This window comes from Streptomyces sp. NPDC001904 (genome assembly GCF_040297005.1).
In the GTDB taxonomy this organism is placed as follows: Bacteria; Actinomycetota; Actinomycetes; order Streptomycetales; family Streptomycetaceae; genus Streptomyces.
The window spans coordinates 469,620-487,350 of sequence record NZ_JBEOYI010000002.1 but is presented as its reverse complement, the minus strand read 5'-3'; the positions used below and the strand labels follow the sequence as shown (position 1 = coordinate 487,350).

The following is a 17,731-nucleotide window of genomic DNA, read 5'->3' as shown; positions in this document are numbered from 1 at the left end:
GCACCCGGCGTCCGACATCCGAGCCGCCCCCGGAGCGGGGGTGGGTCTGGGTACACCCCCTGCCGGGGGTCCGCCCGTGGTCAGGCGCCCAGCGCGGTTCCTCCCACGGGGCGCATCCTGCGCCGGAGGGCCGGTGGGGCGGTGGAGTTGCGGACCACGAGTTCGGGTTCGTGCAGGAGCTCGGTGGCGCTGGTGGGGACACCTCCGATCTGGTTGGCGAGGAGGGTGACGGCGGCTCGTGACATGGCCTCGATCGGCTGGCGGAGCGTGGTCAGGGGCGGGTTGGTGTAGTTCATGAAGGCGGAGTCGTCGTAGCCGACGACGGAGAGGTCCTCCGGGACGGCCAGGCCCGCGCGGCGGGCCGCGCGGATGGCGCCGAGGGCCAGGATGTCGCTGCCGCAGATGAGGCCGGTGATCTGCTGCTGGAGGAGTTCGCCCGCCGCCGCCTGTCCGCCCTCGAAGGAGAACAGGGCGTGCCCCACGAGGTGCTCACGGACGTGCGGTCCGCGGCGGGCCGTCAGTCGGGTGAAGGCGTCGGCCTTGCGGCGCGAGGGGCCGTGGTCGGACGGGCCGACGAGGAGGCCGATCCGGCTGTGGCCGAGTGCGGTGAGATGGGCGTGGGCCTGTTCGACGGCGGTGGCGTCGTCGGTGGAGACCTGGGGGAATCCGGCGGACCCGTGGCCCGTGGACGGCTGGGCGACGGCGGCGTTCAGCAGGACGACGGGCACGCCCCGCTGGACGAGCGACTCGTACTCCTGGGTGTTGAGCCCGCCGCAGAAGATCACGCCGCACACGTGCTGGTCGAGCAGCATGGAGACGTACTCGGCCTCGGTGAGGCCGCCGGCGGTCCGGGTGCACAGCACGGGGGTGAAGCCGAGCTGGACCAGGGCGCCGCCGGCGACTTCGGCCAGGGCGGGGAAGATGGGGTTCTGCAGTTCGGGCAGCACGAGCCCGACGAGGCGGGAGCTGGCGCCGCGCAGTTGGGTGGGCCGTTCGTAGCCCAGGACGTCGACCGCGGTGAGGACCGCTTTGCGGGTGGCGTCGGAGACGCCGGGTTTGCTGTTGAGGACGCGGCTGACGGTCGCTTCGCTGACGCCTACGCGGCGGGCCACTTCGGAGAGCCTGCGGGCCATGGAAGGTGCTTTCTGTCCAGGAGGTGTCCACGTGGTGTGCCCGACGGGACGTCGGACCCCGGGCCGGTCACCCGGTGCGCAGCCACACCGTGGTGTCGGGCGCCAGCGAGCCGGGCGCGGGCGTGCCCGGTGCGCTGCTGAGCAGGATCTCGGCGTGCGGGGGCAACGGCTGGTCGGTCCCGGACAGGTTGGCGACGCAGAGGAAGCCGGGGCCGCGCCCGAGGACGAGCACGTACGGGTCCGAGTCGTGCCAGCGGAAGGAGCCGCCGCGCAGGTCCTCCGCGTACCGGCGGCGGGCGGCGAGCGCGGCCCGGTAGAAGGCGAGCATGGACTCCGGGTCCGCCTGCTGGGCCTCGACGGTGTGGGCGGCCCAGGCGGCGGGCTGGGGCAGCCAGGGCTGTGCCGTCGTCGTGGGGCTGAAGCCGAACGGAGGCTCCGTGCCGGACCACGGCAGCGGTACCCGGCAGCCGTCCCGGCCGATGTCCTGGCCCCCGGTGCGGTGGAAGATCGGGTCCTGGCGCAGGCCGGCGGGGATGTCCTCGACCTCCCACAGGCCCAGTTCCTCGCCCTGGTAGAGGTAGTGCGCGCCGGGCAGGGCCAGGGCGAGCAGCAGGGCGGCGCGGGCCCGGCGGGTGCCGCGTTCGAGGTCGGTGGGGGTGCCGTGCTGACGCAGTGCGTGGCCGTAGGAGCTGTCGGTCCGGCCGTAGCGGGTGACGTGGCGGGTCACGTCGTGGTTGGAGAGCACCCAGGTCGGGGAGGCGCCGACGCCCGCGTGGGCGTCGAGGGTGTCCTGGATGACGGTGCGCAGGGCGCCGGGCTCCCACGGGCTGTTGAGGTAGTCGAAGTTGAAGGCGGTGTGCATCTCGTCGCTGCGCAGGTAGCGGGCGAAGCGTTCGGGGTCGGCGAGCCACACCTCGCCGATGAGGGCGCGGGCGGGCTCGTAGCCGTCGGCGACGGCGCGCCAGGAGCGGTAGATGGAGTGGACGTCGTCGCGGTCGATGTAGGGGTGGTCGGGGGGTGTGCTGTCGGGGGCGAACTCGGGCAGGTCGGGGTCCTTGGCGGGCATGGTCGCCGAGTCGATGCGGACGCCGTCGGCGCCGCGGTCGAACCAGAACCTGAGGATGTCCTCGTGCTCCTCGCGGACCTTGGGGTTGTTCCAGTTGAGGTCGGGCTGCTCGGGCGCGAAGAGGTGCAGGTACCACTCCCCCGGGGTGCCGTCGGGGTCGTCGACGCGGGTCCAGGCCGGGCCGCCGAAGACGGACTGCCAGTCGTTCGGCGGCAGTTCGCCGTCGGCGCCGCGTCCCGGCCGGAACCAGAACAGGTCGCGGGCCTCGGCGCCGGGGGCCGCGGCGCGGGCCTCCTGGAACCAGGCGTGCTGGTCGGAGACGTGGTTGGGGACGATGTCGACGATGATGCGCAGGCCCAGGGCGTGCGCGTCGGCGATGAGCGCCTCGGCCTCGGCCAGGTCGCCGAACGCGGGGTCGATGCGCCGGTAGTCCGCGACGTCGTATCCGGCGTCGGCCTGCGGGGAGGCGTACCACGGGCTGAACCAGAGGGCGTCGACGCCGAGTCCGGCCAGGTGGGACAGGCGCCCGCGGACTCCGGCGAGGTCTCCGATGCCGTCGCCGTCGGCGTCGGCGAAGGAGCGCGGATAGACCTGGTAGATGACGGCGTGGCGCCACCATTCGTCGTGGGCGTCGGTGGATCGGGCCACGAAAGGGACTCCTTGCATGAGATGAGGGGTGACAGAAGTGCGGAGGAGGGCGCTATCCCTTGAGGGCGCCCGCGGACAGGCCGCTGATGATGTGGCGCTGGAAGAAGAGGAAGAGGACCACCATCGGGACGGCGGCGATGGTGAGACCGGCGATCATCTCGGTGGGCGGCACCTGGGTGGTGGACGTGGACAGCCGGTGCAGGGCCACGGACAGGGTCTGCCGGTCGGGGTCCTGGAGGACCAGCAGCGGCCACAGGAAGTCCTTCCACATGCCGACGACCGAGAAGATGGAGACCACGGCGAGCACGGGACGGGACAGCGGCAGCACGACGCGCACGAGCACCTGGAGGCGGGAGGCCCCGTCGATGGACGCGGCGTCGAGGATGTCCGTGGGGATCTGGTCGAAGAAGCGGCGCAGCACGTAGATGTTGAACGCGTTGGCCGCTCCCGGCAGCCACAGCGCCCAGGGGGTGTTGACGAGGTTGACGTGGAACAGCGGGAGGTCGTTGACCGTCAGGTAGGCGGGGACGAGGAGGGCCGCGGCGGGCAGCATGAGGCTGGCGAGCATGCCGGCGAAGACGATGTTGCCGAAGACCGGGCGCAGCTTGGACAGCGCGTACGCGGCGCAGACGTCGACCGCCATCTGGATCGCCCAGCCGCCGGCCGCGTAGTACACGGTGTTGAGGAAGAAGTGGGCGATGTCCATCTGGGTCCAGGCGTCCTTGTAGGCGCTCAGGTGGACCGACTTGGGCAGCAGCGTCGGGGTCTGTTCGGCGAACTGGCGGGGTGTCTCCAGGGCGGAGCTCGCCATCCACCACAGCGGGTACAGGAAGGCGGCCGCGAAGGCGATCACCGTGAGGGTGAGGATCGCGTAGTAGAGACGCCGGTTGCGCGGGCGGGCGAGTTCCTTGGCGGAGATCAGGCTGCGCTGCGCGGACTCGGCGGCGGATGTGGCCTTGGACATGTGCTTCTCCCTCAGCCCTGGTCGCCGTCGCGGGTCAGGCGCAGATAGACGGCGGCGAAGACGCCGAGGACGACGAACAGGAGCACGCTCATCGCGGCGGCGAGGCCGAAGTCGTTGTTGACGGCGAACGCGTAGCGGTAGATCAGCGTCATCACGGTGATGGTGGAGGTGTTGGTGAAGCCGGTCATCTGGAAGGGCTCGATGAACACCTGCATCGTCGAGATGATCTGGAGCAGGAGCAGCACCAGCATCACGAAGCGCATCTGCGGCACGGTGACGTGGCGCAGCCGCGCCCACATTCCGGCGCCGTCCAGTTCGGCCGCCTCGTACAGCTCACCGGGGATGGACTGCAGCGCGGCGAGGTACATGAGGGTGGCGCCGCCCATGTTGGCCCAGGTGGAGACGAGGACGAGCGAGATCATGGCGGTGTGCGGGGACTGCACCCACTGGGAGGTGGGCAGGTGCGCGCCGTGCAGGAGGGTGTTGAACAGGCCCTGGCCCGGATCGTAGAAGTACTGCCACAGCATGACGCTGACGATCGGCGGGAGCATGACCGGCAGGTACACGGCGATGCGGAAGTAGGCCTTGAAGTGGCGCAGTTCGTTGAGGAGGACGGCGATGACGAAGGGCACGGCGTAGCCGAAGACCAGGGCCAGGCCGGTGAACTCGGCGGTGTTCTTCCACGCGGTCCAGAACAGCGGGTCGGCCAGCAGGGTGCGGTAGTTGCCCAGGCCGATCCACTGCGGGTCGGTGATGAGGTTGTCGCGCTGGAAGCTCAGGACGATGCCGCGGACGAGCGGATACCAGGAGAAGTAGGCGAAGCTGAGGATCCCGGCGGCGAGGAAGCCGTAGGCCAGGGCGTTGTCCGTGAGCCGCCGGCGCAGGTGCGGCCATCGGCCGGGCCCGGGGGCCGTGGCGGGCAGCGGCGGGCGGACCTCGCTGCGCCGCGGCGCGAGGGACGTCGCCATGGTTTCTCCTTGTGGTTCGGGGGTTCGGCGGTACGGGGTGGGGCCGGGGCCGTGCCGCGGGGTCAGGTGCCGCGGCACGGCGGGACGGCGGCCGCTACTGGGCGGCGAGGAGGGCGTCGACCTGCTTCGAGGCGTCGCCGAGCAGCTTGTCGATGTCGGCGTTCTTCTCGGTGAGCACCTTGGCCATGGCGGTGTCCAGGACGGCGTAGATCTTCTGGGCCTGCGGCGGTTCGAGGCGGAGCGGGATCCCGCCGATGGCGTCGCTGAACGGCTTGTAGTTCGCGACGGGCTGGTTCGCGTACTTCTTGTCGGCCGCGGCCTTGGTCTTCTGCGCGGCGCCGGTCCAGATGTTGGGCTCGGGCAGGCCGACCGGCTGCTTGTGGGCGGCGGCGCGCTTCTGGCCCATGGTGATCCGGTCGGGGTTCTCGAACTTGAACATGATCCAGGCCAGGGCGGCCTTGGTCTGCGCGGGGCTGTTCTTCGGGTTGAACATGAACCCGCCGCCGCCCGCCAGCGTGCCCTTGCCCTCCGGGATGGCGCCGAAGCCGTACTCCTTGGGGTCGCCCTTGTACTGCGCGGCGATGGTGGGGATGTTGTCCGAGGTGGCCAGGTACATGCCCAGCTTGCCCGCGCCCATCATCTGCAACAGGTCGGCCCATTCGAGGAGTTGGCGCTGACCCATGGAGTTGTCGGTCCAGCGCATGTCGTGCAGCTGCTGGAGGACGGCCCGGCCGGTGGCGTTGTCGAAGTCGGCCTTCCAGGTGCCGTCGGGCTGCTTCTTGGCCACGTCACCGCCGCGGGAGTACATCTCCGCGGTGAAGTGCCAGCCGCCGGTGTTCGACTTGCTGTAGTCGCCGTAGCCGGTGATCCCCTTGCCGAGAGCGGCGATCTTCTTGGCGTCGGCGCGGACCTCGTCCCACGTCGTGGGGGGCTTGTCGGGGTCCAGGCCGGCCTTCTTGAACAGGGTGCGGTTGTAGACCAGGCCCATGGAGTAGTTGCCCTCGGTCACGCCGTAGGTGCGGCCGGCCTCGTCCTGGAAGACCTTGCGCAGCTGGGGCTTGACCTGCTGGGCCTCCGGATAGTCCTTGAGGGCGTCGGTGATGTCGGCCGCCTGGTGCTTGGCGATGATCCCGGCCGGGTCGGTGAGGTAGACGTAGTAGGCGTTCTCCAGCTGGCCTCCGGCGAGCTTGGTGGAGAACGTCTGGGGATCCATCTGCCCCTCGTGCGGGACGACATGGATCTTCGGGTTGGCCTTCTCGAACGCGGCCACGTCCTGCAGGAAGATCTTGCGGTTGACCGGGTCGGTCTTCGCGGGCATGTCGTTCACCGTGATGGTGATCTTGCCGTTGGGATCGGCGGATTCGTCGCCGGAGGCTCCGCAGCCGCTCACGGAGAGGCCGAGTGCGGCCACCGCGGCCACGGCGATGCCGACGCGGGCGTTTCTGCCCACCGGTATTGCGGTCATGGATCGTCCCTGAGGGTGAAGTGGAGAGGCACAGCGTCGATACGCGGCCCGTCGAGGTGACGCACAAGTTACGGCCCCCACGAACGGCGAGCAATACACAAATCTGAATACGCAAAGCATCAATAACACCTGCGGACTTCCGAGAAATCTTCTGACGAAACCGGACGCAAGAACCCGACATCGGGGCCGCCCGATCCGTCCCGCACCCGGCTCACCGGGGCCGGACCGCCAGCCAAGACAGCGCTTCCTACCCTGGCTGAGCTGGCAAGAAGAGAGTCCGGGCGATGAGACCGCGGCCCGCGGAGCACGCAAGAAGCAGAGCAAGAATCCGACCTTCGGCACGTAATTGTGTTCCCTCGGATCGGACCGCTTCCCGGCCTCAACTCCGCTGCACGCAGCGGTAGTTGGAGCCGTGCAAACAACGCAACCGATTTCATGGGAAGGGCCGCCGGAATTCGCGGATGTCCGCACGCATTGCCCGCGCATCACAGCGCCGTTACGGTGCGCGTCACTCACCCGCCCCCTTTTCCGTGGGAGTTCCCCATGTCTCGAATCGGCTCCGTGCTCCGCCCGGAGCGCACCAGATCCCGGCTCCTTCTGGTGGGCACGGTCCTGGCCGTGCTGTGCGCCGCGCTCGGCGGACTCGGCACCCCGGCCGTGGCCGCCTCCACCACCTACCAGGCCGAGTCGGCCGCGCTCAGCGGCGGCGCCGTCGTCCAGAGCGACCACACGGGCTTCACCGGAAGCGGCTTCGTCGGCGGCTACACCGACTCCGCCAAGGGCGCCGCGACCACGACCTTCACCGTCACCGCGGCGAGCGCGGGCGCCCACACCTCCGCCCTGCGCTACGCCAACGGCACCGGCAGCACGCAGACCCTGTCCCTGTACGTCCGCGGCACCAAGGCGGGCACCGTCTCCCTGCCGGCCACCGCGGACTGGAACACCTGGGCCACGGTGACCAGTCCGGTCACCCTGACCGCGGGCAGCAACACCATCGGGTACGTCTTCGGCTCCGCCGACTCCGGCAACGTCAACCTCGACGCGCTCACGCTCACGGCCGCCCCCGCGGCGGTCGACGGCCGGTACGAGGCCGAGTCCGCGGCGCTGAGCGGCGGCACCGCGACCGAGACCGAGCACTCCGGCTACCAGGGCACCGGTTACGTGGGCGGCTACACCGACTCCCACAAGGGCGCCGCCGCCACCACGTTCACCGTCACCGCGGCCGCCGCCGGGTCCGCGGACGTGGCGCTCCGCTACGCCAACGGCACCGGTTCCGCCAAGACGCTGTCGGTGTACGTCAACGGCAGCAAGGCCCTGACCACGTCACTGGCGGCGACCTCCGACTGGAACACCTGGGGCTCGCGCACCGAGTCCCTCACCCTGAAGGCCGGTTCCAACACCGTCGCCTACCGCTTCGACTCCGCCGACTCGGGCAACGTCAACGTCGACAACATCACCGTCTCCGCGGGCTCCACCGAGCCGCCCGGAGGCGGCGGTGACGGCGCCGCCCCGGGCAAGGCGTACGAGGCGGAGACCGCGTTCGCCACCGGCGGCCCCGCCAAGGCCACCTCCCTGTCGGGGTACACCGGCAGCGGCTACCTCACCGGTTTCACCGCGCAGGGCGCCGAGACCGTCATCGACACCGCCGTGCCGTCCGCGGGCACCTACCCGCTGGCCGTCACCTACCGCAACTCCACCGGCTCCGCGCAGACCCTCTCCCTGTACCTGAACGGGGTCCGCTCCCGTCAGCTGTCCCTGCCCGCCGCCGACGGCTGGGCGTACGTCTCCGTCGACGCCAAGCTCCGCGGCGGCCTGAACCTGATCGGCCTGCGCACCGAGTCCGGCGACAGCGGAAACGTCGCGGTGGACAGCGTCTCCGTGGACGGCGGCACCGCGCCGGCCGCGCAGGGCGCCACCCTGCCGTACACCGAGTACCGGGCGGCCGACGCCTCCACCAACGGCACCAAGCTGGCCGTCAGCACGAGCTATCCGAGCCTGTCCGCCGAGTCCACCGGCCGCAGCGCGGTGAAGCTCACCGCCACCGGCCAGTACGTGCAGATCACGCTGACCAAGCCCGCCAACGCGCTCGTCGTGCGCTACTCGATCCCGGACACCGCGAGCGGTTCCGTCACCACGGCGCCGCTGTCCCTGTACGCGGGCTCGTCCAAGGTGACGGACCTCCAGACCACCAACAAGTTCTCGTGGCTGTACGGCGCCGGGTACTACGACACCAACACCCCGGGCAACGCGGGGGACTCCACCGGTCACCACTACTTCGACGAGGTCCGCTACCTCCACACCAGCACCTGGCCGGCGGGCACCGTCCTGAAGCTGCAGAAGGACGCCGGGTCCACCGCGGCCTCGTACACCGTCGACGTCGTCGACACCGAGCTGGTCGACCCCGCCGCCACCATGCCCGCGGGCTACGTGTCGGCCGCGGACTACGGCGTGACGCCCGGCGCCGCTGACGTGACCAGCTCCCTGAACTCGGCGCTGAGCAGCGCCGCGAGCGCCGGCAAGGGGCTGTGGCTGCCGTCCGGCACCTACTCGATCTCCGGCCGCGTCAACCTGTCGGGGGTCGCGCTGCGCGGCGCCGGACCCTGGTACACCACGCTCAGGTCCACCGCGGAGAACGGGGCGGGCGGCCTCTTCTCGACCGGCGGCCGGGTCCAGATCGCCGATCTGTCCGTCTTCGGCGACCAGACCTCGCGCAACAACGACTCCGGCGCGGCCGCCATCGAGGGCAGCTTCGCCTCCGGCTCCCTCATCTACAACGTGTGGATGGAGCACACCAAGGTCGGCCTGTGGGCACGGCCCGGTACCGGTCTGCTCGTCTCCGGCGTCCGGGTGCGCGACGTCTTCGCCGACGGCCTGCACGTCCACGGCGGCTCCGACAACACGCGCGTCGAGCAGTCGCACGTGCGCAACACCGGCGACGACTCCCTCGCCCTCGACACCGAGGACGGCAACGTCACCCACAGCACCGTCTCCCACAACACCGCCCAGCTGCCCATCCAGGCCAACGGCATCGGGGTCTACGGCGGCGGTGACAACACCCTGGAGAACAACGCCGTCAGCGACACGGTCGCCTTCGGTTCCGGCATCACCATCAGCACCTACTTCGGGCAGGGCTTCAGCTCCGACATCTACGTCCGGGACAACCTCCTCACGCGCTGCGGCTCGTACCACATCAACTGGGCCACCACGATCGGCGCGCTGTGGATCTACGCCGACACCGCGGACATCACCCAGCCCGTGCACGTCGACGGCAACACCATCAAGGACAGCACCTACCAGGGCGTCCTGCTCAGCTACGCCAAGAAGATCAGCAACCTGTCCCTCGACGGGAACACCATCGCCAATGCCGGAACCTACGGCTTCGACCTCAACAACGTCACCGGCGGCATGACCGTCGCCAACACCACCGTCACCGCGAAGACGGGCGGGCTGCTCAACAACTCCCCCGGCTTCACCGTCACCCGGGGCAGCGGCAACAGCGGCTTCTGACCGCCCCGCACCGGTGGCCGTCCCCCGCGCGGGGCGGCCACCGGCCCGTCTCCTCGCACTGACGTGCGGATACACTCCGGCCATGGCCCGCAAGCTCGCAGAAGTAGCCCGCCGAGTGGGCGTCAGTGAAGCAACCGTCAGTCGCGTCCTGAACGAGAAGCCGGGCGTGTCCGACAGCACCCGGCAGGCCGTCCTCACCGCACTGGACGTCCTCGGCTACGAGCGGCCCACGCAGCTGCGCGCCGCGCGGGCCCGTCTGGTGGGCATCGTCCTGCCCGAGCTGCAGAACCCCATCTTTCCCGCGATCGCGGAGATCGCCGGCGGCGCCCTCGTCCAGCTCGGTTTCACCCCCGTGCTGTGCACCCGCACCGCGGGCGGTCTCACCGAGGCGGAGTACGTGTCCATGCTCCTGGACCAGCAGGTCGCCGGGGTGATCTTCTGCGGCGGGCTGACCGGGGACGAGCACCAGGCGCTGCTGGAGCGCGGGGTCCCGGTCGTGCTGCTGAACGCGGCCGTCGACTATCCGGGCTTCCCCAGCGTCAGCACCGACGACGAGGCCGCCGTCCGCCAGGCCTTCGCCCATCTCACGGCGATGGGACACACCGACATCGGCCTGATGGTCGGCCCCGGTCACCACATGCCGTCACGCCGCAAGGCCACCGCGTTCGAGGCCCTGACGGCGGGCAGCACCGGCCGGCACCCCGTCGGCCACGCGCTGTTCTCCTTCGAGGGCGGCCAGGCCGTCGCCTCCGAGCTGCTGGCCCACAAGGTCACCGCGCTGATCTGCGGCAGTGACGTCCTCGCCCTGGGGGCCGTGCGCGCCGCCCGGCGGGTGGGGCTGCGCATCCCCGACGACCTGTCCGTGGTCGGCTTCGACGACTCCGCCTTCATGAACTACACCGACCCGCCGCTGACCACCCTGCGGCAGCCGATCGAGGCCATGTCGCGGGCGGCCGTCACCCTGCTGGCGAACCAGATCTCGGGTGACAGCCCCACCCCGCACGAGCTGCTGCACGAGCCGGAACTCGTGGTGCGCCAGTCCACGGCCCCGCTGCGGTAGAGGGGTCCTTCAGAGCCGCTGGATGATGGTGCCGGTGGCCAGCGCGCCGCCCGCGCACATCGTGATGAGGGCGAACTCCTTGTCCCGGCGCTCCAGTTCGTGCAGCGCGGTCGTGATGAGGCGGGCGCCGGTCGCGCCGACCGGGTGGCCGAGGGCGATCGCGCCGCCGTTCACGTTCACCTTCTCCAGGTCCTGGTCGAAGACCTGCGCCCAGGAGAGGACGACCGACGCGAACGCCTCGTTGATCTCGACGATGTCGATGTCCTTGAGGGTCATGCCGGCCTTGCCGAGCACCGTGCGCGTCGCGTCGACCGGGCCGTCCAGGTGGTAGTGCGGGTCCGCGCCGACCAGCGCCTGCGCCACGATGCGGGCGCGCGGCCTGAGCTTCAGGGCCCGCGCCATCCGCTTCGACGCCCACATGATGGCGGCGGCGCCGTCGGATATCTGCGAGGAGTTGCCGGCCGTGTGGACGGCGGTCGGCATGACGGGCTTGAGGCCGGACAGGCCCTCCATGGTCGTGTCGCGCAGCCCCTCGTCCCGGTCGACCAGGCGCCACATGCCCTGCCCGGCGGCCTGCTCGGCCTCGGTGGTCGGCACCTGCACGGCGAACGTCTCGCGCTTGAACCGCTCCTCGGACCAGGCGATCGCGGCCCGCTCCTGCGAGATGAGACCGAGCGAGTCGACGTTCTCTCTGGTCAGCTCGCGGCGCCGCGCGATCCGCTCGGCGGCCTCGAACTGGTTGGGCAGGTCGACGTTCCCCTCCTCCGGGAACGGCTTGCCCGGGCCGCGCTTGGAGCCGGAGCCGAGCGGGACGCGCGACATGGCCTCGACGCCGCAGGAGATGCCGACGTCGATGACGCCCGCCGCGATCATGTTGGCGGTCATGTGCGAGGCCTGCTGGGAGGAGCCGCACTGACAGTCGACGGTGGTGGCGGCGGTCTCGTAGGGCAGGCCCATCGTCAGCCACGCCGTGCGCGCCGGGTTCATGGACTGCTCGCCCGCGTGCGTGACCGTGCCGCCGACGATCTGCTCGACGCAGTCGGCCTTGATGCCGGTGCGGCCGAGGAGTTCACGGTACGTCTCCCCCAGCAGGTACGCCGGGTGGAGATTGGCGAGCGCGCCACCGCGCTTGCCGATCGGGGTACGTACGGCCTCGACGATGACGGGCTCGGCTGCCATGACAGTCGTCCTCTCCACGCAATCCCGGACGGATGATCCTCAACTGAAACTAGAACGCGTACCAGTTATGCATGCAGTCTCAGCGTGATTACCCCCGGTACGCAAGGGTCGTGCAAGCACAACACACGGAACCAACACACCCGCGCCCCTTGCCACTTCTAGAACCCGTTACTACCTTTCGAGCCATAACTGACGGAGCGTCAGACAGAATCTGGAGTGACCCCATGCCGTGCCCCGCGCTGCCCGACGGGTTCGACTTCACCGATCCCGATCTGCTCCAAGACCGAGTGCCGTACCCGGAGTTCGCCGAGCTGCGGCAGGCCGAGCCGGTGCGCTGGATCCCGCAGGAGCACGGGATCTCCGGCTTCGACGACGCGGGGTACTGGGCGGTGACCCGGCACGCCGACGTCAAGTACGTGTCCACGCACCCGGAGATCTACTCCTCCAACGTCAACACCGCCGTGATCCGCTTCAACTCCTCGATCCAGCGCGACCAGATCGAAGTCCAGAAGATGATCATGCTGAACATGGACCCGCCCGAGCACACCCGCGTGCGCCAGATAGTGCAGCGCGGTTTCACGCCACGCGCCATCCGCTCCCTGGAGGGCGCGCTGCGCGCCCGGGCCGGTGACATCGTGCGGAAGGCCGTCGAGCAGGCGGGCCCCGACGGCTCGTTCGACTTCGTCACCAACATCGCCGTGGAACTGCCGCTCCAGGCCATAGCCGAGCTCATCGGCATCGCGCAGGACGACCGCTCCAAGGTCTTCGACTGGTCCAACAAGATGGTGGCGTACGACGATCCGGAGTACGCGATCACCGAGGAGATCGGCGCCGAGGCCGCGATGGAGATCGTGAGCTACGCGATGAACCTCGCCGCCGAGCGCAAGCAGTGCCCGGCCAAGGACATCGTCAGCCAGCTGGTCGCGGCGGAGGACCAGGGCAACCTCTCCTCGGACGAGTTCGGCTTCTTCGTGATCCTGCTCGCCGTCGCCGGGAACGAGACGACCCGCAACGCCATCACCCACGGCATGCACGCCTTCCTGACCCACCCCGACCAGTGGGAGCTGTACAAGCGCGAGCGCCCCTCGACCGCGGCCGAGGAGATCGTGCGCTGGGCGACGCCGGTCGTCTCCTTCCAGCGCACCGCCACCCAGGACACCGAACTCGGCGGCCAGAAGATCAAGGAGGGCGACCGGGTCGGCATCTTCTACTCGTCCGCCAACCACGACCCGGAGGTCTTCACCGACCCCGACACCTTCGACATCACCCGCGACCCCAACCCGCACCTCGGCTTCGGCGGCGGCGGCCCGCACTTCTGCCTCGGCAAGTCCCTCGCCGTCCTGGAGATCGACCTGATCTTCAACGCGATCGCCGACGCCCTGCCCGACCTGCGGCTCGTCGGCGACCCGCGGCGGCTGCGCGCGGCCTGGCTCAACGGCGTCAAGGAGCTTCAGGTGGCGGGGCCCGCGAAGGGGTGAAATCCGGCCGGATCCATCCCCCTGAATGAACACTTTCGTTGCGTTATGCGTCTTCTCCCTGGGATCTGAGTCCTGAGACCCGAGTCCTGAGACCTGGGACCTGGGACCTGGGACCTGGGACCTGAGAAGACGCGACGCGACGAGAGACGGATGGATCGGTACCCGTGGCCACGGTCGACCTGCCCTGCGCACGCCCCCGCACGCCCCCGGCCGTACGGCACCGCGTGCCGCTGCTCGCGACCGTGCCCACGCTGCCGCTGTACGCGGTGTGGGCGCTGTTCCTCGCGACCGGCGGCGGCGATCTGGCGGCCCAGCAGGCGTGGGCCCGGTTCGCCGCCGACCACGGGACGTCGGCGTACAACCTGTTCTGGTACGGCGGCATGCACACCGCCAACTACTCGCTGATCTCGCCGTACGTGATGGCCGGTCTCGGGGTCAGGCCGGTGACGGTGGTGTCCGGACTCGCCGCCGCCTGGCTGGGCGCGGTGCTGCTCGTGCGCACCGGCATCGCCCGCCCGCTGCCGCCCGCCGTCCTGCTCTCCCTGGCCCTGTGGTGCGACGTGGCGTCGGGCCGCACCACCTTCGCGCTCGGCGTCGCGCTCGGCCTCGGCGCGTGCGTGGCGCTCACCGGACGGCGCGGGTACGCGGCGGGCGCGCTCTGCGCGGCGCTCGCCACGACGGCGTCCCCGGTCGCGGGGCTGTTCCTGGCCGTCGTGGGGGCCGGCTGGCTGGGCGTACGGGACTGGGGGCGGGCCGTCGCGTACCTCGTGCCGCCCGCGCTGGTCGTGGGCGCGACGACGCTGCTGTTCCCCTTCCAGGGCGAGCAGTTGATGCCGCCGGACCGGATCTGGCCGCCGGTGGTGTTCTCGCTGGCGCTGGTGGTGGCCGGGCCCCGGCGCTGGCGGGTGGCACGGTGGGCGGCCGGTGTCTACGCGGCCGGCACGGTCGTCACCTACCTCGTCCCCTCCCCCGTCGGCACGAACGTCGAGCGGCTCGCCGAACTCGCGGCGCCCGCCGCGTTGTTGGCGGCGCTCCTTGCCCGGCCGCCGGGCCGGTACCGGCTGCGGTCGCTGGCCCTGGCCGTGGCGCTCGTGCTGTCCTCGGCGTGGGTGGCGCAGAAGACCGTCGACGATCTGCGGGTGTCCACCCGCGTGCCCGCCTGGGCGGCCGACACCCACGACGTCGTACGGGAGCTGGAGCGGCTCGGCGCCGACCGCACCCGGGTGGAGGTGATCCCGGCCCGCAACCACCGGGAGGCGACCGCGCTCGCGCCGTACGTGAACATGGCGCGCGGCTGGAACCGGCAGCTGGACGTCGAGCGGGGGCGGCTCTTCTACGACGGCACGTTCTCGGCGGCCACCTACCGGGCGTGGCTGGACCGGTGGGCGGTCGGCTTCGTGGTGCTGCCGGAGGGCACGCCGGACGGGTTCGCGGAGCAGGAGGCCGCGTTCGTCCGCTCGGGGCCCGGATATCTGGAGCCGGTGTGGCGCGGCCCGCACTGGCGGATCTACCGGGTGCGGGACGCGGTGCCGCTGGTCTCGGCGCCCGCCGCCGTCGTCGGGTCGGACGGGGCCCGGGTCACCGTCCGCTTCGAGCGGGCGGGCACGGCGACGCTGAAGGTCGCCTACTCGCCGTGGCTGACGTCCGAGCGCGGCTGTCTGACGGTGCGGCCGCAGCCCGGCGGCGAGTTCACCGAGCTGGTGGCGACGGCGCCCGGCACCTACCGGGTCGGCTCCGGCTGGGAGCGGGCGCCGTCGCCGGGGCCGTCAGCTTCCGGGTGTCGCGCAGGGTGAGGCGGAGCCGGTCGGGCTCTCCGAGGGGCTGGGCGAGCCGGTCGGGCTCGCGGTGTCCGTCGGGGACGCGCTGTCGGACGGGCAGCCGCCGTCGCTGGGGGTGCCGGTGCCGGGCTCGCTGGTCTCCGGGGGCGTGGGCGTGTCCGTCGGGGAGCCGGTGACGGGCGGGGTCTCCGAGCTGGTGTCGGAGGGCCCGGGGGTGGGGCTGGGGCTCGGCTCGCCGGTGTCGGTGGGCTTGGGCGTGGGGCTGGTGGTCGGGGTCGGGCTGGGCTGCCGGGTGGGCGGCGGGCCGATGACGATGCCGCCGCCGTCCTTGTCGCCGACGGGCTTCTTCGCCGGGGTCTTCGAGCCCGCGCCGGGGCTGTCCGGGACGACGCCCCTGCCGTCGGCGACGGTGTGCACGCCCTTGCGGTAGAACTCCATCCAGTACAGGACCGTACGGAGATAGTCGCGCGAGTAGTTGTAGCTGAGGATCGCCCGCTCCAGACCGCCGCCGGTGCCGACGTCGCGGTTGCCCGCGCACAGGTAGTGGCCCGCCGCGAGGGCCGCGTCGAAGATGTTGTTGGGGTCGGAGGTTCCGTCGCCGTTGCCGTCGGCGCCCCAGCGGCGCCAGGTGCCGGGCAGGAACTGCATCGGCCCGACGGCCCGGTCGTAGACGGAGTCCCCGTCCCAGCGCCCGCCCTCGGTGTCGCGGATGAGCGCGAAGCCCTTGCCGTTCAGCGCCGGTCCGGTGATGCGGTGGAGGGTGGTGCCGTGCGCGTCGACGTCGCCGCCGCGCGCCTGCCCGGACTCGACCTTGCCGATCGCGGCGAGCAGTTGCCACGGGAGGCGGCAGCCCGGGTCGCTGCGGCCGACGGACGCCTCGGCTCTGCGGTAGGCGGCGAGGACGGTCGCGGGGATGCCGGCCTCGGCGCGGATCTCCGTCGGCGGGAAGGTGATGTCCGGGTTGTCCGGTGTCGTCAGCGGCGGCAGCTCGGTGTGGTACGAGTCGTCGCCCTGGGAGGGCACCTCGGGCAGGGTGCCGGAGCCGCCCGCGAGGGCGATCGGGTCGGTGCCTCTGTCGTGGCTCTTGGTCAGCTCTTCCACGACCCCCGGGGCCTGGGACGCCGTGAGCACGGCCGTCGCGGCGACGGCGATCGCGGTGCCGCGCAGTCGTCGGCCGAGGCGGGGGCGTTTGCTCAGTCGCGGGGTACGCATGAGGACCCTTTCGTCGGTTCGTCAGCTGCTGAAGGTGTCGAGGGCGGAGACCAGCCAGCGGCCGTCGCGGTGCACGAGGTCGACGGCGAGCATGGCGCCCGCGTAGTTCCCGGCGGAGTCCTTCGCCTTCGCCGCCGTGCTGGTGCTCGACTGGTCGGCGTAGACGAGGACCCGGGCGCGGTCGCCGTCGATCCGCTCGACCGCGCTGTCGGTGACGGTCGTGGTGACGACCGTCTTCTGCTTCTGCGCCTGCGCGAGGACGGGCGCCAGCAGGGTGCGGTGCTGCTCGACGGCCTTGCCGGTGAGGAGGGTGGCCGCGGCCTTCTGCTCCGTCCTCGGGTTGGCGTAGTCGTAGGAGAAGAGCGCGTTGACGGCCTTCTCCGCCTGTCCCTTGACGTCGCTGGTGCGGGCCGCGTCGGTGAGCGCCGTGTTCTGGGCGGCGGCGGTGTCGGTGAGCGCGTGGGACCGGGCGTGCGCCCAGCCGGCGAAGGCGCCGAGGAGGACGGTGAGCAGGCAGAGGGCGGCCAGGAGGCGGCGCGGGGGCGCTGCCGCTCGGGGGGTGGCGGCCTTCTCGGTCGTACGGGGTTCAGGGCGCGGCCGGGTCTTTGTCGCGGGCTCCGGGGTTACGGCCTTGACCGGGGTCGCGGTCTGCTCGGCCCGCTGGTTCTGGCGCTGTCGCTGGCGGTTGAGGGTGTGGCGGGTGGTCGACGGCATGGTGGCTCCTCTTGCGGCTGCGGCGCGCGCTCAGTCGGTGGTGGTCGAGGCCGAGTCGCCGACCTGGGCCTGGGCGAGGGCGCTGAGTTTCCAGTGGCCGTCGGTGCGGGTGAGTTCGCCGAGCATCCGGCTGTCCTTGTCGGTGGCCTTCTGTCCCGCCGCCTTCACGGTGATCCGGAGCGCGACCATGACGCGGGCCTTTCCGGCCCGCTCGTCGAGTTCGGTCAGGGCGCCGTCGAGCACCTTCGCCGTGCTGACCGTCTTGGCGCTCGTCACCTGCTTCGCGAACTCGGCGCGGCCCTTGACCAGTTGGGAGTGGAGGGCGCCGGTGGTGGAGCTCTCCCACAGGTCGAGCCCGCTGTTCAGGTTCTGGTGGTCGAGGGTGTTGAGGTTCTGCACGGCCTGCTCCCCCGCCTCCAGGGCGTCGTCACGGGCGGCCGCGAAGGAGGCCGTGTCGTCGTGCGCGGCCCCGTACCAGGACCAGCCTCCCCAGACGGCGAAGCCGCCCGCGACGAGGGCGAGCACGACCGCCACGACGAGCAGGGGTCTTTTCAGCATG

13 protein-coding genes are annotated in these 17,731 nt (G+C 71.1%); 4 read left to right on the top strand and 9 right to left on the bottom strand.

Annotated features, from left to right (window positions below; genetic code table 11):
- Positions 1-80: 80 nt before the first annotated feature.
- From ABT127_RS04710 to ABT127_RS04690, 5 genes are all read right to left on the bottom strand, one after another.
- On the bottom strand, positions 81-1,133 hold the full coding sequence (locus tag ABT127_RS04710; RefSeq protein WP_351444510.1) for a LacI family DNA-binding transcriptional regulator: 1,053 nt from the start codon (positions 1,131-1,133) through the stop codon (positions 81-83).
- A 67-nt stretch (positions 1,134-1,200) separates the two neighbouring features.
- Positions 1,201-2,865, bottom strand: coding sequence for a glycoside hydrolase family 13 protein (locus ABT127_RS04705; protein WP_351444508.1), 1,665 nt, complete (start codon positions 2,863-2,865; stop codon positions 1,201-1,203).
- Between the two features lie 34 nt (positions 2,866-2,899).
- Entirely contained in the window at positions 2,900-3,811 is a 912-nt protein-coding gene (locus tag ABT127_RS04700) for a carbohydrate ABC transporter permease (RefSeq protein WP_351444506.1), read from the bottom strand.
- Positions 3,812-3,822: 11 nt separating this feature from the next.
- Complete coding sequence (locus ABT127_RS04695; protein WP_351444504.1) at positions 3,823-4,779, bottom strand: carbohydrate ABC transporter permease; 957 nt, start codon at positions 4,777-4,779, stop codon at positions 3,823-3,825.
- 94 nt (positions 4,780-4,873) lie between these two features.
- Complete coding sequence (locus ABT127_RS04690; RefSeq protein ID WP_351444502.1) at positions 4,874-6,244, bottom strand: ABC transporter substrate-binding protein; 1,371 nt, start codon at positions 6,242-6,244, stop codon at positions 4,874-4,876.
- A 543-nt stretch (positions 6,245-6,787) separates the two neighbouring features.
- On the opposite strand from ABT127_RS04690, the gene ABT127_RS04685 reads away from it, so the two are divergent.
- A complete protein-coding gene (locus ABT127_RS04685; RefSeq protein WP_351444499.1) occupies positions 6,788-9,751 on the top strand; it encodes a CBM35 domain-containing protein in 2,964 nt (987 codons plus the stop codon).
- Positions 9,752-9,833: 82 nt separating this feature from the next.
- A complete protein-coding gene (locus ABT127_RS04680) occupies positions 9,834-10,811 on the top strand; it encodes a LacI family DNA-binding transcriptional regulator (RefSeq protein ID WP_351444496.1) in 978 nt (325 codons plus the stop codon).
- A 9-nt stretch (positions 10,812-10,820) separates the two neighbouring features.
- Here ABT127_RS04680 and ABT127_RS04675 read toward each other — a convergent pair whose 3' ends face one another.
- Entirely contained in the window at positions 10,821-11,990 is a 1,170-nt protein-coding gene (locus tag ABT127_RS04675) for a steroid 3-ketoacyl-CoA thiolase (protein WP_351444493.1), read from the bottom strand.
- Positions 11,991-12,214: 224 nt separating this feature from the next.
- Here ABT127_RS04675 and ABT127_RS04670 point away from each other — a divergent pair, with 224 nt between their 5' ends.
- Positions 12,215-13,468 carry a cytochrome P450 gene (locus ABT127_RS04670; RefSeq protein WP_351444491.1) on the top strand — a complete coding sequence of 418 codons (1,254 nt, stop codon included), beginning with the start codon at positions 12,215-12,217 and terminating at the stop codon, positions 13,466-13,468.
- Positions 13,469-13,632: 164 nt separating this feature from the next.
- Positions 13,633-15,261 carry a DUF8823 domain-containing protein gene (locus ABT127_RS04665; RefSeq protein ID WP_351444489.1) on the top strand — a complete coding sequence of 543 codons (1,629 nt, stop codon included), beginning with the start codon at positions 13,633-13,635 and terminating at the stop codon, positions 15,259-15,261.
- Here ABT127_RS04665 and ABT127_RS04660 read toward each other — a convergent pair.
- Genes ABT127_RS04660 through ABT127_RS04650 form a run of 3 tightly spaced genes read right to left on the bottom strand, consistent with a single transcriptional unit; the run spans position 15,235 to position 17,730 of the window.
- Positions 15,235-16,458 (bottom strand): lytic transglycosylase domain-containing protein, encoded by a 1,224-nt coding sequence (locus tag ABT127_RS04660; protein ID WP_351444486.1) that lies wholly within the window; start codon positions 16,456-16,458, stop codon positions 15,235-15,237. The genes ABT127_RS04665 and ABT127_RS04660 overlap by 27 nt on opposite strands.
- A 21-nt stretch (positions 16,459-16,479) precedes the next feature.
- Entirely contained in the window at positions 16,480-17,172 is a 693-nt protein-coding gene (locus tag ABT127_RS04655) for a hypothetical protein (RefSeq protein ID WP_351444483.1), read from the bottom strand.
- A gap of 30 nt (positions 17,173-17,202) precedes the next feature.
- The gene (locus ABT127_RS04650) at positions 17,203-17,730 is read right to left on the bottom strand and encodes an Rv1363c family protein (RefSeq protein ID WP_351444481.1); all 528 of its coding nucleotides are present in this window, start codon (positions 17,728-17,730) and stop codon (positions 17,203-17,205) included.
- Between the last annotated feature and the right edge of the window lies 1 nt (position 17,731).

Bases quoted from the DNA above. Each gene is read 5' to 3' on its own strand.
- ABT127_RS04710 (WP_351444510.1), bottom strand. From the start codon at position 1,133: ATGGCCCGCAGGCTCTCCGAAGTGGCCCGCCGCGTAGGCGTCAGCGAA.
- ABT127_RS04705 (WP_351444508.1), bottom strand. From the start codon at position 2,865: ATGCAAGGAGTCCCTTTCGTGGCCCGATCCACCGACGCCCACGACGAA.
- ABT127_RS04700 (WP_351444506.1), bottom strand. From the start codon at position 3,811: ATGTCCAAGGCCACATCCGCCGCCGAGTCCGCGCAGCGCAGCCTGATC.
- ABT127_RS04695 (WP_351444504.1), bottom strand. From the start codon at position 4,779: ATGGCGACGTCCCTCGCGCCGCGGCGCAGCGAGGTCCGCCCGCCGCTG.
- ABT127_RS04690 (WP_351444502.1), bottom strand. From the start codon at position 6,244: ATGACCGCAATACCGGTGGGCAGAAACGCCCGCGTCGGCATCGCCGTG.
- ABT127_RS04685 (WP_351444499.1), top strand. From the start codon at position 6,788: ATGTCTCGAATCGGCTCCGTGCTCCGCCCGGAGCGCACCAGATCCCGG.
- ABT127_RS04680 (WP_351444496.1), top strand. From the start codon at position 9,834: ATGGCCCGCAAGCTCGCAGAAGTAGCCCGCCGAGTGGGCGTCAGTGAA.
- ABT127_RS04675 (WP_351444493.1), bottom strand. From the start codon at position 11,990: ATGGCAGCCGAGCCCGTCATCGTCGAGGCCGTACGTACCCCGATCGGC.
- ABT127_RS04670 (WP_351444491.1), top strand. From the start codon at position 12,215: ATGCCGTGCCCCGCGCTGCCCGACGGGTTCGACTTCACCGATCCCGAT.
- ABT127_RS04660 (WP_351444486.1), bottom strand. From the start codon at position 16,458: ATGCGTACCCCGCGACTGAGCAAACGCCCCCGCCTCGGCCGACGACTG.
- ABT127_RS04655 (WP_351444483.1), bottom strand. From the start codon at position 17,172: ATGCCGTCGACCACCCGCCACACCCTCAACCGCCAGCGACAGCGCCAG.
- ABT127_RS04650 (WP_351444481.1), bottom strand. From the start codon at position 17,730: ATGCTGAAAAGACCCCTGCTCGTCGTGGCGGTCGTGCTCGCCCTCGTC.